This is a genomic window from Streptomyces sp. NPDC059875 (assembly GCF_042731085.1).
In the GTDB taxonomy this organism is placed as follows: Bacteria; Actinomycetota; Actinomycetes; order Streptomycetales; family Streptomycetaceae; genus Streptomyces.
On sequence record NZ_JBHWJZ010000007.1, the window covers coordinates 42,060 to 54,921 of the forward strand.

The window sequence follows — 12,862 nt, forward strand, 5'->3', positions numbered from 1 at the left end:
AACAGGATCTGTCATGACGTCGATCGAGTCGCTCCACGGCCCCGCGGACCTGCGCGCTCTCACCGCCGACCAGACCGAGGAACTCGCCGCCGACATCCGGCGACTCCTCGTCGAGGAGGTGACCCGCACCGGCGGCCACCTCGGCCCGAGCCTCGGTGTGGTCGAGCTGACCCTCGCCCTGCACCGCGTCTTCGAGTCCCCCCGGGACCACATCCTGTGGGACACCGGCCACCAGACCTACCCCCACAAGATCATCACGGGTCGGGCCGCCGCCTTCGGCACCCTGCGCCAGCCCGGCGGACTCTCCGGCTACCCCTCGCGCACCGAGTCCGAGCACGACCACATCGAGAACTCCCATGCCTCCACCGTCCTGTCCTACGCCGACGGACTGGCCAAGGCCCACCGGCTGAGGGGCATCGCCGACCGCGCCGTCGTCGCGGTCATCGGCGACGGTGCCCTCACCGGCGGCATGGCCTGGGAGGCACTGAACAACCTCGCCGACGGCGCCGACCGCCCGGTGGTCGTCGTCCTCAACGACAACACCCGCTCCTACGCCCCCACCGTCGGAGGCATCCCCGCCCACCTCGCGGAGCTGCGCGCCGAGGACCGCCCCCCGCACTCCGTCTTCGAGAACCTGGGACTCGCCTACGTCGGTCCCGTCGACGGCCACGACATCCCGGCCCTCGAACGCGCGCTGCGCCACGCGGCCGGCCTCGGCCGACCCGTCGTCGTCCACTGCCTCACCGAGAAGGGACGCGGCCACGCCCCCGCCGAACAGGACGAGGCCGACCGGTTCCACGCCGTACGCCCCCGCCCGGCCGCCCCGGCCGCGCCCCCCGCCTCCCGAGGACCGGCCTGGACCGACGTGTTCGGCGAGGAGCTGGCCGAACTCGGCGCGCAGCGCCCCGACGTGGTGGCGCTCACCGCGGCCATGCTGGCCCCCACCGGCCTCGCCCCCTTCGCCGAGCGCTTCCCCGACCGCACCTTCGACGTGGGCATCGCCGAGCAGCACGCCGTCACCGCGGCCGCCGGTCTCGCCCTCGGCGGACTGCACCCCGTGGTGGCGGTGTACGCGACCTTCCTCAACCGGGCCTTCGACCAGATGCTGCTCGACGTCGCCCTGCACCGCGCCCCGGTCACCTTCGTCCTCGACCGGGCCGGCGTCACCGGCGACGACGGCGCCTCCCACAACGGCATGTGGGACCTGTCGCTGTTCCAGATGGTGCCCGGCCTGAGGGTCGCCGCCCCGCGCGACGCCGCGACCCTCCGGCGCGCGCTGCGCGAGGCCGTCGCCGTCCAGGACGGACCCACCGCGCTGCGCTTCCCCAAGGGCTCCACGGGTGACGACGTCCCCGCCGTCGCCACCCTCGACGGCATGGACGTCCTGCGCCACGACGCCTCGGGCGCCCGTGACGTCCTGCTGGTCTCCGTCGGCGCGATGGCCGGCGTCTGCCTGGAGGCGGCCGACCGGCTCGCCGAGCACGGCTTCGGCGTCACCGTCGTCGACCCCCGGTGGATCACCCCCGTCCCCGCCGCCCTGGTGGAGCTCGGCCTCGGCCACTCCCTCGTCGCCACCGTCGAGGACGGCGGCCGCAGCGGCGGCGCCGGAGCCGCGATCGCCCAGGCCCTCGCCGACGCGGGCGCCCGCACCCCCACCCGTGTGTTCGGACTGCCCCAGCGCTTCCTGGACCACGGCCGCCGTGACGACATCCTCGCCGCCCACGGCCTGACCGGTCGTCACATCGCCCGCTCCGTCGTCGAGGCGCTCGCCGGCCGCGACGACTCCGTCACGATCGACCACCTCACCCCGCAGCCCGTCGGCGCCGACCAGTGAACCGCCCGCCCCTCACCCGTACCAGAGCAGGAGACACCCCATGACGGTCGCGCTCGGCATCCCGTCGATGCCCGCCCCGGTCCTCGGCGCCCGCCGCCCCACCCGCCAGCTCCAGGTCGGCAGCGTGGGCGTGGGCAGCCGGTCACCCATCTCCGTGCAGTCCATGACCACCACGCTCACCTCCGACGTCAACGCCACCCTCCAGCAGATCGCCGAACTGGCCACCGCCGGCTGCGACATCGTCCGGGTCGCCTGCCCCTCCCAGGACGACGCCGACGCACTTCCCACCATCGCCGCCAAGTCGCCGATCCCGGTGATCGCGGACATCCACTTCCAGCCACGCTACGTCTTCGCCGCCATCGAGGCCGGCTGCGCCGCCGTCCGGGTCAACCCCGGCAACATCAAGAAGTTCGACGACCGCGTCAAGGACATCGCCCGGGCCGCCAAGGACCACGGCACCCCCATCCGCATCGGCGTCAACGCCGGCTCGCTCGACGCCCGCCTGCTCGCCAAGCACGGCAAGGCCACCCCGGAGGCCCTCGTCGAGTCGGCGCTGTGGGAGGCGAGCCTCTTCGCCGAGCACGACTTCCACGACCTCAAGATCTCCGTCAAGCACAACGACCCCGTCGTCATGGTCCGCGCCTACGAACTCCTCGCCGAGGCCTCCGACTACCCCCTCCACCTCGGCGTCACCGAGGCCGGCCCGGCGTTCCAGGGCACCGTGAAGTCCGCCGTCGCCTTCGGCGCGCTGCTCCGCCAGGGCATCGGTGACACCGTCCGGGTCTCGCTCTCGGCGCCCCCGGTCGAGGAGGTCAAGGTCGCCACCCAGATCCTCCAGTCCCTCAACCTGCGCCCGCGCAAGCTGGACATCGTCTCCTGCCCCTCGTGCGGCCGTGCCCAGGTGGACGTCTACAAGCTCGCCGCCGAGGTGAGCGCAGGCCTGGAGGGCATGGAGATCCCCCTGCGCGTCGCCGTGATGGGCTGCGTGGTCAACGGCCCGGGCGAGGCCCGCGAAGCCGACCTCGGCGTGGCCTCCGGCAACGGAAAGGGCCAGATCTTCGTCAGGGGCGAGGTGATCCGGACCGTCCCGGAGTCGAAGATCGTCGAGACGCTGATCGAGGAGGCGATGCGCCTCGCCGACACCTTCGACCCCACCGCCGCCGGCACCCCGCAGGTCCTCACGGTCGCCTGACCCGGCTCGTCGATCCACACGCCGGCCACGCCTTTCCTCCCTGTTCGTGGCCGGTCCGGTCCGGTCCCCGCTAGCGCCCCCGCCTCCACACACTGCTTCGCCAGGCCGGACGGCGCAGGACGTCGTGCCGCACGTAGCAGTCGTCGCAGCCGGCCTCCCGCACCCAGAGGTACCCGCGGCTTTCGAGGAAGGCCCGGATGCGGGAGCGGACCGGCAGCCAGTTGTGCTCGATCGTCAAGACACGGAAGGAGTACCGGTCGAAAGGGAAGCTCAGCAGGATCGTCAGTTCCGAACCCTCGGTGTCGAGGCTCCAGTAGTCGATGACGGGGGGAGCCCCGCATCCGTCCAGGACCGAGCGGACCGTACGCGCGGTCCTGCGGACCGTGGGAGGCCTGCTGCCGTCGGAGACCTGCAGAAACCCTTTGGCGTATCGCAGCAGGGAGGGATCGTATTCGTGGAGGATCCCCCCGACCGTGCCGGCCTCCACGAAGTCGACGCCGCCTTCCCGGTCGTAGAGGCAACAGTTCAGGCAGACACACCGACGATTCTCCACGAGCCGCGCAAAGAACTCCCTGTTCGGCTCGACACAGATGCCCGACCAACCGAAGGACTCCTCGAGCAGGCGAGTGTTGCTCGCCTGCACACCGTCCGACGCCCCGGAGTCGAGGAAGAACCCGTCGCGCATTCCATCGAGTACGTCGACGACGAATTCGTCCTGACTGTACTGGGAGGTCACAACCTGTTTCCCCGAACGCGGCTGAAGGCCTCGGAACGCCAGGCGGCTCCGGACGAACCTTCCGGGGAAGTGGGTGAGAGCTGTCGATGGTGGGCGTCGTGCTCCCGCTCACCGTAGAGCATCGTGATGTTGATGCGCCGGTTCTCGTACCCCGGGCGGAAACACAGGCCATCCGTGCCGTGGAACAGGTCCGAGTTGAACAGAATCGCTCGATTCTGACGATAGGGAATCTTGAAGGCCTTCGCGTGCTGCTGTCGCAGGAAGGGCTCGATGACGTCGGTGCGGTTGTTGTACGTGGCGAAGTCCCAATCGAGAGGAGCGTCGACCCCGTAGACGACAAGGCCTCCTGTCTCCTCGTCCAGATTGGCGTCAGTCGGAGTGATCCAGAAGTTCAGGTTGACGGCGGCGAAATCCGCGTGCGTGTTGGAATCCGCCGGGAAGTTGCTCTGGTTCTTGAATGCCCACAACTGGCGAAGCGGGTAGCGCTTGCCGATCACCCGGGGCAAGGCGTTCCGGATCTCTTCGGCGATCTGGAGCAGCAGCGGGCAGTTGAAACCGTCCCGGAAGAAGGCGCCGAGCCGTCCATGCGCGTAGCGGTTTCCCAGCCATACGGTGGATTCCAGACAGAATTGCTGGAGGCTCTCGAGCGCCTCGGGAGCGAGGAAGTCGTCGATGACGACGACGCCCGGCGGCTGATCGAGATACTGGTTCTCCACCTCCCGGGGCTTCCACGCGTCGGACAGGGCACGCCGCACGCGGGGAGTGTCCCGCACATGGATGAGCCGGCCGTAGACGCGCTCGATACTCCGCCCGGCAGCGGCATCCATCGGCGTTTGCCCCTCCGCACCGGCCGACTCCAGGCGGGAAACCGTCTCCTGAAAGGCGCTGATGATGTCGGTGAACTCCTCACCGAGGACGCCGCGCCGCTGCAGGTACCGGAACTGCTCGATGTCGTGGCGCAGCTTCGGAATCGTCAGGCGGATCTCCGGATCCACTGCGCTCGGCGGCGGGGCGGATCGGGGGTACCACGCGCTGCCCAGGCGGACCGCAGCATGAATACGCGCGTACTCGCCTGCGATCGGAAGGTCATGGGTCAACAGGGCGAGCCAGGACTGGTGCTCCAGCCAGGCGAGGTCTTCGGCATCGTAGGCGGCCTCGCCTCGCCACAGAGAGACGCACTCGTCACTCCGGCCGAGCCGTGCCAGGGACGTCGTGAGATCCCGGCGCACGACGCGCAGGTGGGGAGCGGCGCGCAGCGCTTCCCGGAAACAGGTGACGGCTCCCTCGTGATCACCCTGCTCCTGGCGGGTGCGGCCGAGGTTGTGCACGTGCTCGGCACCGCGTGGGAGGCTTGCGTCCGGGGCGCGGAGGTCCTCCACCTACTGGTTCCCAACGCTTTCCAGTACCCCGCGGTCGCGTAGCCGGACGGAGTACTCGACGAGAGCCTCGAGAGCCGGAACGTAATGGCCACCGAAAAGACTGACGACGGTGCTCACTTGCGTCCCGCTGACCTCGGTGCCGAACTGGGTACCCGTGCTCGTCTCGGTGCCGGAGATGACGGCTCCTGTGCTCATGTGGGTCCCGCTCGTCTCGGTGCCGAACTGCGTGCCTGTGCTCGTCTCGGTGCCGGAGATGACGGCTCCGGTGCTCATGTGGGTTCCGCTCGTTTGCGTGCCGAACTGGGTACCCGTGCTCGTCTCCGTACCGGACTCGCGTTCGTCCCGGAAGAGCCCGCAGTCGCTGACGATCGGTACCAGGTCCCCATCGACGACGGCGGCGATGTCTTCTCTTTCGAGAGAGAACCTCAGGAGCGCGAGAACGACATGAACCGACTTCCTCTCGGTCACCGCGCGGCCGAGGTCCACCATGAACCGGTCCCGGGGTACGGGTGTGTCGCGGTGCGCCATGACGTAGCCCCGCAGCCACCGCAGCGCCTCCGCGTCGGATGCCACCGAGTAGATCAGCTGGTTGACGACAGAGGCCTTCTGTGGCGAGATCCTGTTGCCGTCGACGTACTCGGAAAGGATTTGCGCCGGGTCGGTGACGAACTGCTCCCGGAGCAGGAGGTCCGCGGACATCGCCCTGAACAGGGCGTTCACTCGTCGGCTGGTCGCGAGAGTTCGCAGTGATGGAGGGGCTGGCCTCTTGAGCTCTTCGCCGACAGTCACGCACATGCCCTTCTGGCCCGGGGGAGATGCCTGCTCTCCACGCCTAGCACATGGGGGATAGGAAACTTCAGGAAGTCTCCGGATGACACGCACAGCAGGCTCTATGTGCGCTCAGAAGGGGCAAGGAGATGACGCCCAACTAGGGCTGTCCCGTAAAGGTTCCGTGGGTAGGTGTTCGCCTGCTCCGGGTAGCCAGGGGCGGGCGAACAGGTGGGCGAACCCGGGGTGTCGACTGGAAGTAGGCTGCCCAGGCTCGGTCTCGCCGCAGGGGCAGACCGACTTGGGGGTGCCTGACCTGATGGTTCGTCATGGGTCTGCGGGGCCGGCATGGGTGGTTCGCCGGGTGACCAAGGTTCTGTTGCTGCTTGCCGCCGCGGCGATGGCACTGACGGTCGTGCTGTTTTCGCCTCTCGTGCTGGAGGAGATATCCGGGTCTCGGGGCGTCAACTGGAACCGGCTGAGCCAGGTCGGCGCCGCCTACGGCTTCACATCGGCGATCGTGTCGGCGCTGGCGTTGACCGGCGTCGCGGTGTCGCTGATCGTTCAGAATCGGCAAGCCAGGGCGGAGCAGATTCAGGGAATTCGCAGCTACTACCTTGAGCTGGCCCGGCTGGAACTGGACGACATGGCACTCTTCCAGCCTGTGTGGGGCGTCACGGACATCGTCGATCCGGACGAGCAGAAGCAGCACGTGTACGCCGATCTGATGATGAACTACGCGTGGATGGGCTTCGAGATCGGGACGATTCCTGAGGCCCTTCTACGGGACATGCTGGCCGGGATGTTCAGCGGAAGGGCTGGGCGTGACTACTGGAGGAGGGCTGAGGCGTCGTGGATCGCCCGCTCGTCCGGGAGCCGTATCGGTCGACGCTTCGTCGGCGTCGTGGGTGAGGAGCACGCGCGTGCCGTGGCCGCCGGCCCACCGCCCCGCCCTCCGCTCGCGCCCAGCTCGCCCTCCGGGCACGCTGCGGGGGCATCGCACCGGTGGAGGGCCTCGGTCGGCGTTCTGATCGGCCTGGGCACCGGACTGGCCCTTGGAACGGTTCTCCGTAGCCGACGCTGATAGCACTCCTTGGGATGGTGCGCCTCGCCCTCGCCGGACAGGCGAGACGACCACACCGCGACCGACCCAGCCCAAGGCGACTCAGAGATCATTTACGGACCACAGCCCTTAGGCTGCGCCGATGGAACACGTAACCGATGTGCCCGAGAGTCTCGCTCAGTCTGCAGATCCGGCCCGGGTGAATGACTACGACAGTTTCGCCGACGCGTACTCGTCGGAGAACGAGAACAGCCTCGTGAACGCGTACTACGAGCGGCCCGCGATGGTGGCGCTCGCCGGAGACGTGGCCGGCCGTCGGATCCTGGACGCCGGTTGCGGGTCGGGCCCCCTGACGGCTGCACTGCGCGACCGCGGTGCGGTCGTCACCGGCATCGACGCCAGCGCCGGGATGCTGGAGTTGGCAAGGCGGCGGCTCGGTGACGACGTAGCTCTGCACGTGGTCGACCTGCGCGACCGCCTGCCGTTCGCGGACGGTGCGTTCGACGACGTGGTCGCGTCACTGGTGCTGCACTACCTGGAGGACTGGGGGCCGACACTGGCCGAGTTGCGGCGAGTGCTCAGGCCCGGCGGCCGGCTGATCGCGTCGGTGGACCACCCCTTCGTGGCCTACACGTTCCAGGATCCTCGGCCCAACTACTTTGCGACCAGCAGCTATGCCTTCGACTGGACGTTCAACGGACAGTCCGCCCCGATGAGGTTCTGGCGCAAGCCATTGCACGCGATGACCGATGCCCTCACTGCCGCCGGCTTCCGCCTTGCCGTCGTCAGCGAGCCGCAGCCCGACCCGGCCGCCCGTGAGCTGTTCCCCGACGACTTCCATGCCCTCTCGACCAAACCCACCTTCCTGTTCTTCGTCGCCGAGGTACCGCCGTCGGCTACCGGCGCGGACGACTAGGGAATTTCCTTTGGGGTGACTCGACTGGCCACGCGATGCGACAAACTCGCCGTCGCCTACCAGGCCGCGCTCTACGCCACCGTCGTCACCGACAACCGCGGTCTCACCGAGGTGCGGGGGAATCCCCGGTTGCCCGTCGCTGGCCAGGCCACATGTCGTCATACGCTGCGTCCATGAACTGCACCTGCGGCCCGCGCAGCGCGGACGTGTCGGCCATGTCGCCGCGGGCCGCCTCGGTAAGACGCGCCGCATATCGACAGGTCGCGCCCCGCAGAGGCTCGCTTCTGGCAGCCAGATCGATTTCCGCCTGCGCGAGCCACAGGTCATCGACAAGGGGGTCGAGCTCGAGGTCGGTCGAAGTGCCGTCACTGGGAAGGTGCCTGAGCACCGCCTTCTCCACCCGCGACGCAATGCTCAGGAACTTGAGGATCACGTCCTTCAGCACCCTGCGGTGCGCGGCCGATTCCTGCACTTCGAGCTGCCGGGTACTCGCTCGCGAGACAAGGTACTGGCCGAACAGCGACCCGCCCGCGTCGTCCTCGACGAGCTCGGCGCCCGAGGGGAGTTGGACTGGTCGCGGTGCGCGATCGACTCGGTCAGCGTCCGGGCTGCAAAGGGGCCTTTGACCGGACCGAATCCGACCGATCGCAGCAGGATCGGAGATCCACCTGCACGCCGACGAGGGTTACGACTACGACCACCTGCGTCGATGGCTCCGCAGCCGCGGCATCCGGTACCGCGTCACCCGCAAGGGTGTCGACTCCTCACAACTGCTCGGCCGCCACCGATGGGTAGCCGAGAGAACCGTGTCCTGGCTGGCCGGCTGTCGACGGCTCCACCGTCGCTCCGAACGCAAGGCCGAGCACTTCCTTGCCATGGTCGGCACAGCCGCAGCCCTCATCTGCCGCCGTCTGAGCAGGTGAACACCATCCTTCACGGGGGAACGCTGCGCGATAATGGATCGTGTGAACAGAACTGATGAGTCCGTCGCTGTCGTGGCCCACTCGTGGCAGGAACACATGCGTGCGCCGTTCCCCGCCGGACTACGCGGTGCGGACCGGGCAGGCGTCGACCTGGTCCTACTCGATGCCGCCATCGCCGGGTGCGTGTCCACCTGGCAAAACAACGACGGTTTTCTCGATGCAGAGCGCCAGAGGATCCTGCACAACCGCATCGCAGACCTGGAGCAGATCCTGCCGTTGCTCAGCGCAACAGAGGACCCCCCTTACTGGCAGCGCCTGCACCAACTGGCTCAACTCGTAACCGAAGCAGGTCCGCGACCCACCAAGTAGAACGACGTCTTACTGCGGGCCGAGGTTGATCCAGCCGTTGGCTCCGGCAGGGGCCGCCGCCGTTCCAGGCGTAGACGGTGGTCGTGTCGTTGGCGTCGATGTGGAGGTGGTCGGCGTGGGTGTCGGCGGTGAAGTCGGCGAAGTAGACGGTGGTGTGGTCCGTGGTGACGCCGGTGGCGACCTGGCCGACGGTCTGCCAGCCGTGCGGACCGGTGAAGTCGCCGCCGCGGTTGAGGTAGAGGTCCGACCCCTCCGTCGGGCTTGATGACGAGGTAGCCCGCCCGGTGGTCGCCGTCGTTGTCCGCGAAGCGCACCCGCGCACGGTCATGCGTCGCAGTGGTGACGCGTCCGGTGAGCCGCCAGCCGTTGGTGCCGGAGGCGTCACCCCCGTTGTTCAGCCCCACACGACCTGGCTCAGATCCTGCCATCCTTCGCCGCCGGGCAGGGTGCCCCCCGCGGTTGAGGCGGACGGAGTCTGCTCCGTTGTAGGCGATGGCCACTTGGTCGGGCCTGCCGTCGCCGTCGAAGTCGCCCCAGCGTACGCGGCCGCCTTCGCCGGCCTCGTTCCCGGCACGCGAGAGTGACGGCCTCCGGGTCCACCCGTCGGCCACGGCCTCGTCGATGGCGGTCGCGAAGGCGGCGGTCGAGCAGACCTCGGTCGGCCGAGGTCGCGGTGTGCGCAGTATGCAGAGTGCCCCGACATTTCGTGCGGACGTTCTTGCGAGGCACGAGGCACTACCTGAAGGTCGGGCGGAGTACGTGCGCGTCGGATGATCCGGTCAACCGGCTCGCCGGGTCCGGTGCAGCATCGACAGCCGGCTCAGTGTGCGGTCCAGGTCGTGCAGGAGACCGGTCATGCCGGGGCCGCCGGCCACCGGGTCGGCGCCGATCAGGACCAGCCGGACGTCGCGGTCGCAGCACACGTCGACCAGGTTGGTGAACCGCCGCCGCGCGTCGGGGGTGTAGTCCGGGAGCGGCGATACGCCGTCGAGGACCAGGGTGTCGAACTGCTCGGCGAGCATCAGGTAGTCGGGCACCGCGGTGCTGCCCTCGCACAGGACGTCGCAGCCGAGCCACGCGAGGCCGGGCCGGACCGCTTTGGCGGGCAGTTCACCCGGTGCGGGGACGGGGCCGGCCTCGGCCGGGCGGGGCGAGGGGATGCCCAGGTCGGTCAGGGCGTCGTCCGCGTGCGTGAGGCAGGCGCCCTGGGCCCGCACCGGCGAGAAGTCAAAGGACGACAGCCGCACGGTCGACGCCGACGCGGCGTACGGAGGGGGAGCGAACCGCACGCGAGCAAGCCGAACACGCCCTGGTCCACGAGCTGCTCGCCCAAGGCCACCCAGGCCGGGCGATCGCCCGGCACCCCGGGCTGGGACCTCGACGCCGCGACAGCTGGGCTCACGCTGGACTGGAGTGCAGGCAGCATCGAATCAGGGCCCGGGTACACAGCAGTTCTGAGGGCCCGGCGACGTGGACCGGGGTCGGGCGGGTGGCCAGGCGGGCGTCGTGTCCGTCGAGTGCCGGGAAGTGGGAGGGGCGCCTCTGGAAAGATGACGTCATGTTCGATTTCGGCATCGCGGGTTACCAACCGGCATGGTTGGACGGCCGTAGTGACGTCGTGCAGAAGCATGGCCATCGTCTGCGTGGTCTTGCCGGCCGACCGCTCACGAGAGTCTGGATGGTCTGGGACCTCAGGGATGACGAGTGGTTCTGCGACTGCCCGGTGCTGTTCGACTTCGAAGGCGAGCAGGTCGAGATCAACCATCAAAAGCTCGGCGATCTCTCCCTCACGTGGAACATGATCGACCCCACCCGTCCCGTCCGGTGGCCCGACTTCGATCTGCAGTGGCGCCCCGATCCTTTCCCCGGGCTCCAGGCTCTGCGAGGGATCCCGCTCAAGGGGGCCGAACTGCTCCAATGGACAGACGGGGACGTCGCTCAGGGAAACGTCGACATCAGCTTCGCCTTCGAGACGGGTCGCGTGACCGTCTTCAACGCACTCGACGAGAACGGGGTGAGCTTCGACCCTCCCGGTCCGAGCCAGCGGTCCCACCCGTTCCATTGATGCGCCAGGAGTTCAGGTATCGCGCCGGTTCGGGGTGGATTCCCTGGTCAGCCGGCGGCCTATCAGGTCAACCATCGCCAGTTCGATCATGGCTCGAGAACGGTGCGGATGGGTTTCGTAGTCGCGCGCGAGCCGTCGGAGGAGGCCGTCGACCCGGTCGAACGCGCCGTCCTTCTGCCAGGCGGCGAAGTACCCGTAGACCGCATCCCACGCGGTGCGCGTGGCTGTGCCGGATCGACCGGGCCCTGCCCAACATCCCGATGACGCTCGCGAAGGAGCCGCGCTCGACAAGGCGATGGCCGCCCGGCAGACCTGCCCCGCCTGCCGGCGCCGGTACTTCCTCTGCCTGCAGGCTCGCCTGTCAGGACCGGGCCTTGCTTGCAAGGGGGGATCATCCACCCTGTAGATCACTGCGGCAGGCTTCCAGGAACCGATCGCCAGCCGTCCCGAGGTCCGATGTGATCGTCCTGATCTGCTCGGAGAGGTCGAGCTGATCGGAGGGGGCTTCGTCGAGGCCACGTAGAAAGTCGTTGCCTTCGTTACGCGCGGTCCGCCACATGTGCAGGCCGGCTGTCCGAGCCTGGTCGGCGCCGAAGAGCGCTACCTGGTTGTACGCCTTCCGGAGCTCGGTGCGAAGTTCGCGCCAGCGAGCTTCCGCATCAGCACGTCGACCAGCACCCTCTGAGCCGATGAGCAGTGGCATCTCAGAACGTATGAACTGCAGCACCTCCTCGCCTGCAAGCGAGAGGCCGGCGTAAGCCTTCGTACGTTCCTCCCGCAGCCACTTCGAATGCTCCGAATCAATGCGCATCGACTCAAGTTCGCGCGTGTCCCGTGCCCGGCGGTGCTCGAGGTAGGCGTTGGCCAGAAGAGTCAGGACAACGCCGCTCAGAGTCGCCCCAACGGTGATCAACTGCGTTGCGGTTCCGAGCTCCATGTGCCTCTCCGCGTCGACGTTTCCGGCAGTCCGCGCCCTGCTGGGCCAATGGCTCAGCACATCACAACGGCTGAGCCCAGCACAGGCTCTTGTCCCAACAGGCATAGCAGGCACAGCAGGCCCGGCAGGAGTACGACAGCTGCAGAACCACTGCACTCCGCCCATACCCCCGGGCCAGGCCAGTTACGGGACGCAGTCCTCCTCCTCGCATCGGCTGCCAGCCTTCCCGAATCTCCCCGATTCTCGGGTTGTCCACGTACGCTGACGGGCATGGCATGCCGTATCAGTGAGCTGGTCATCGACGCCGCCGACCCCGAGCGGCTCGCCGCATTCTGGAGCGAGGTCCTCGGCTACGTCGAACTCGGCCGGGAGGACGACGGAAGCATCGAGATCGGACCGCCCGACGCCGGCTTCGGCGGCCTGCAGCCCACCCTGGTCCTCAGCTCCAGCCGCGCTCCGCGGAGCGGGAAGCTCCCCCTGCACATCGACGTCAGCGCCACCGACCGCGACCAGGGCGCCGAGCTGGAGCGGCTGCTCGCCCTCGGCGCCAGGCCCGCCGACGTCGGCCAGACCGGCACCGAGAACTGGCACGTCCTGGCCGACCCGGAAGGCAACGAATTCTGCCTTCTGCACGCCCGGCTCCGGCCCCTCTGACCACGTGCGTCCCGGCGCGAAGAGCA

Annotated in this window: 13 protein-coding genes and 2 pseudogenes; 8 read left to right on the forward strand and 7 right to left on the reverse strand. The window is 68.6% G+C overall.

Annotated features, from left to right (window positions below; genetic code table 11):
- Positions 1-13: 13 nt before the first annotated feature.
- Together ACFV9D_RS10750 and ispG are read left to right on the forward strand one after the other, a co-directional pair.
- Positions 14-1,834 (forward strand): 1-deoxy-D-xylulose-5-phosphate synthase, encoded by a 1,821-nt coding sequence (locus ACFV9D_RS10750; protein ID WP_385143893.1) that lies wholly within the window; start codon positions 14-16, stop codon positions 1,832-1,834.
- 40 nt (positions 1,835-1,874) lie between these two features.
- Positions 1,875-3,026, forward strand: coding sequence for a flavodoxin-dependent (E)-4-hydroxy-3-methylbut-2-enyl-diphosphate synthase (gene ispG / locus ACFV9D_RS10755; protein ID WP_385143895.1), 1,152 nt, complete (start codon positions 1,875-1,877; stop codon positions 3,024-3,026).
- A gap of 70 nt (positions 3,027-3,096) precedes the next feature.
- On the opposite strand, the gene ACFV9D_RS10760 is transcribed toward ispG, so the two are convergent.
- The 3 genes from ACFV9D_RS10760 to ACFV9D_RS10770 are packed head-to-tail and all read right to left on the reverse strand — an operon-like array spanning position 3,097 to position 5,930.
- The gene (locus ACFV9D_RS10760; RefSeq protein ID WP_385143897.1) at positions 3,097-3,762 is read right to left on the reverse strand and encodes an FkbM family methyltransferase; all 666 of its coding nucleotides are present in this window, start codon (positions 3,760-3,762) and stop codon (positions 3,097-3,099) included.
- Positions 3,759-5,141, reverse strand: coding sequence for a hypothetical protein (locus ACFV9D_RS10765; RefSeq protein ID WP_385143899.1), 1,383 nt, complete (start codon positions 5,139-5,141; stop codon positions 3,759-3,761). The genes ACFV9D_RS10760 and ACFV9D_RS10765 overlap by 4 nt, the downstream gene beginning before the upstream one ends.
- A complete protein-coding gene (locus ACFV9D_RS10770; RefSeq protein WP_385143901.1) occupies positions 5,142-5,930 on the reverse strand; it encodes a hypothetical protein in 789 nt (262 codons plus the stop codon). It abuts the gene before it with no gap.
- Between the two features lie 343 nt (positions 5,931-6,273).
- Here ACFV9D_RS10770 and ACFV9D_RS10775 point away from each other — a divergent pair, with 343 nt between their 5' ends.
- Positions 6,274-6,993, forward strand: coding sequence for a DUF6082 family protein (locus ACFV9D_RS10775; RefSeq protein WP_385143903.1), 720 nt, complete (start codon positions 6,274-6,276; stop codon positions 6,991-6,993).
- A gap of 121 nt (positions 6,994-7,114) precedes the next feature.
- Positions 7,115-7,888, forward strand: coding sequence for a class I SAM-dependent methyltransferase (locus tag ACFV9D_RS10780; RefSeq protein ID WP_385143905.1), 774 nt, complete (start codon positions 7,115-7,117; stop codon positions 7,886-7,888).
- Between the two features lie 103 nt (positions 7,889-7,991).
- On the opposite strand, the gene ACFV9D_RS10785 is transcribed toward ACFV9D_RS10780, so the two are convergent.
- Entirely contained in the window at positions 7,992-8,321 is a 330-nt protein-coding gene (locus ACFV9D_RS10785; RefSeq protein WP_385143907.1) for a hypothetical protein, read from the reverse strand.
- 96 nt (positions 8,322-8,417) lie between these two features.
- On the opposite strand from ACFV9D_RS10785, the pseudogene ACFV9D_RS10790 reads away from it, so the two are divergent.
- A pseudogene (locus ACFV9D_RS10790) lies at positions 8,418-8,811 on the forward strand (transposase); the annotation flags it as partial.
- A 42-nt stretch (positions 8,812-8,853) separates the two neighbouring features.
- Positions 8,854-9,180, forward strand: coding sequence for a hypothetical protein (locus ACFV9D_RS10795; protein WP_385143909.1), 327 nt, complete (start codon positions 8,854-8,856; stop codon positions 9,178-9,180).
- Between the two features lie 779 nt (positions 9,181-9,959).
- On the opposite strand, the gene zapE is transcribed toward ACFV9D_RS10795, so the two are convergent.
- The gene (gene zapE, locus ACFV9D_RS10800; protein WP_385143911.1) at positions 9,960-10,469 is read right to left on the reverse strand and encodes an AFG1/ZapE family ATPase; all 510 of its coding nucleotides are present in this window, start codon (positions 10,467-10,469) and stop codon (positions 9,960-9,962) included.
- Between the two features lie 269 nt (positions 10,470-10,738).
- Between zapE and ACFV9D_RS10805 the strand changes: the two genes are divergently transcribed.
- On the forward strand, positions 10,739-11,245 hold the full coding sequence (locus tag ACFV9D_RS10805; protein ID WP_385143913.1) for a hypothetical protein: 507 nt from the start codon (positions 10,739-10,741) through the stop codon (positions 11,243-11,245).
- A gap of 12 nt (positions 11,246-11,257) precedes the next feature.
- Here the strand turns inward: ACFV9D_RS10805 and ACFV9D_RS10810 are convergent.
- Together ACFV9D_RS10810 and ACFV9D_RS10815 are read right to left on the reverse strand one after the other, a co-directional pair.
- Positions 11,258-11,383, reverse strand: a pseudogene (locus tag ACFV9D_RS10810) (IS5/IS1182 family transposase); the annotation flags it as partial.
- A 253-nt stretch (positions 11,384-11,636) separates the two neighbouring features.
- Positions 11,637-12,182 carry a hypothetical protein gene (locus tag ACFV9D_RS10815; RefSeq protein WP_385143915.1) on the reverse strand — a complete coding sequence of 182 codons (546 nt, stop codon included), beginning with the start codon at positions 12,180-12,182 and terminating at the stop codon, positions 11,637-11,639.
- Positions 12,183-12,452: 270 nt separating this feature from the next.
- Here ACFV9D_RS10815 and ACFV9D_RS10820 point away from each other — a divergent pair, with 270 nt between their 5' ends.
- The gene (locus ACFV9D_RS10820; protein ID WP_385143917.1) at positions 12,453-12,836 is read left to right on the forward strand and encodes a VOC family protein; all 384 of its coding nucleotides are present in this window, start codon (positions 12,453-12,455) and stop codon (positions 12,834-12,836) included.
- Positions 12,837-12,862 lie beyond the last annotated feature (26 nt).

Bases quoted from the DNA above. Each gene is read 5' to 3' on its own strand.
- ispG (WP_385143895.1), top strand. From the start codon at position 1,875: ATGACGGTCGCGCTCGGCATCCCGTCGATGCCCGCCCCGGTCCTCGGC.
- ACFV9D_RS10750 (WP_385143893.1), top strand. From the start codon at position 14: ATGACGTCGATCGAGTCGCTCCACGGCCCCGCGGACCTGCGCGCTCTC.
- ACFV9D_RS10805 (WP_385143913.1), top strand. From the start codon at position 10,739: ATGTTCGATTTCGGCATCGCGGGTTACCAACCGGCATGGTTGGACGGC.
- ACFV9D_RS10815 (WP_385143915.1), bottom strand. From the start codon at position 12,182: ATGGAGCTCGGAACCGCAACGCAGTTGATCACCGTTGGGGCGACTCTG.
- ACFV9D_RS10780 (WP_385143905.1), top strand. From the start codon at position 7,115: ATGGAACACGTAACCGATGTGCCCGAGAGTCTCGCTCAGTCTGCAGAT.
- ACFV9D_RS10820 (WP_385143917.1), top strand. From the start codon at position 12,453: ATGGCATGCCGTATCAGTGAGCTGGTCATCGACGCCGCCGACCCCGAG.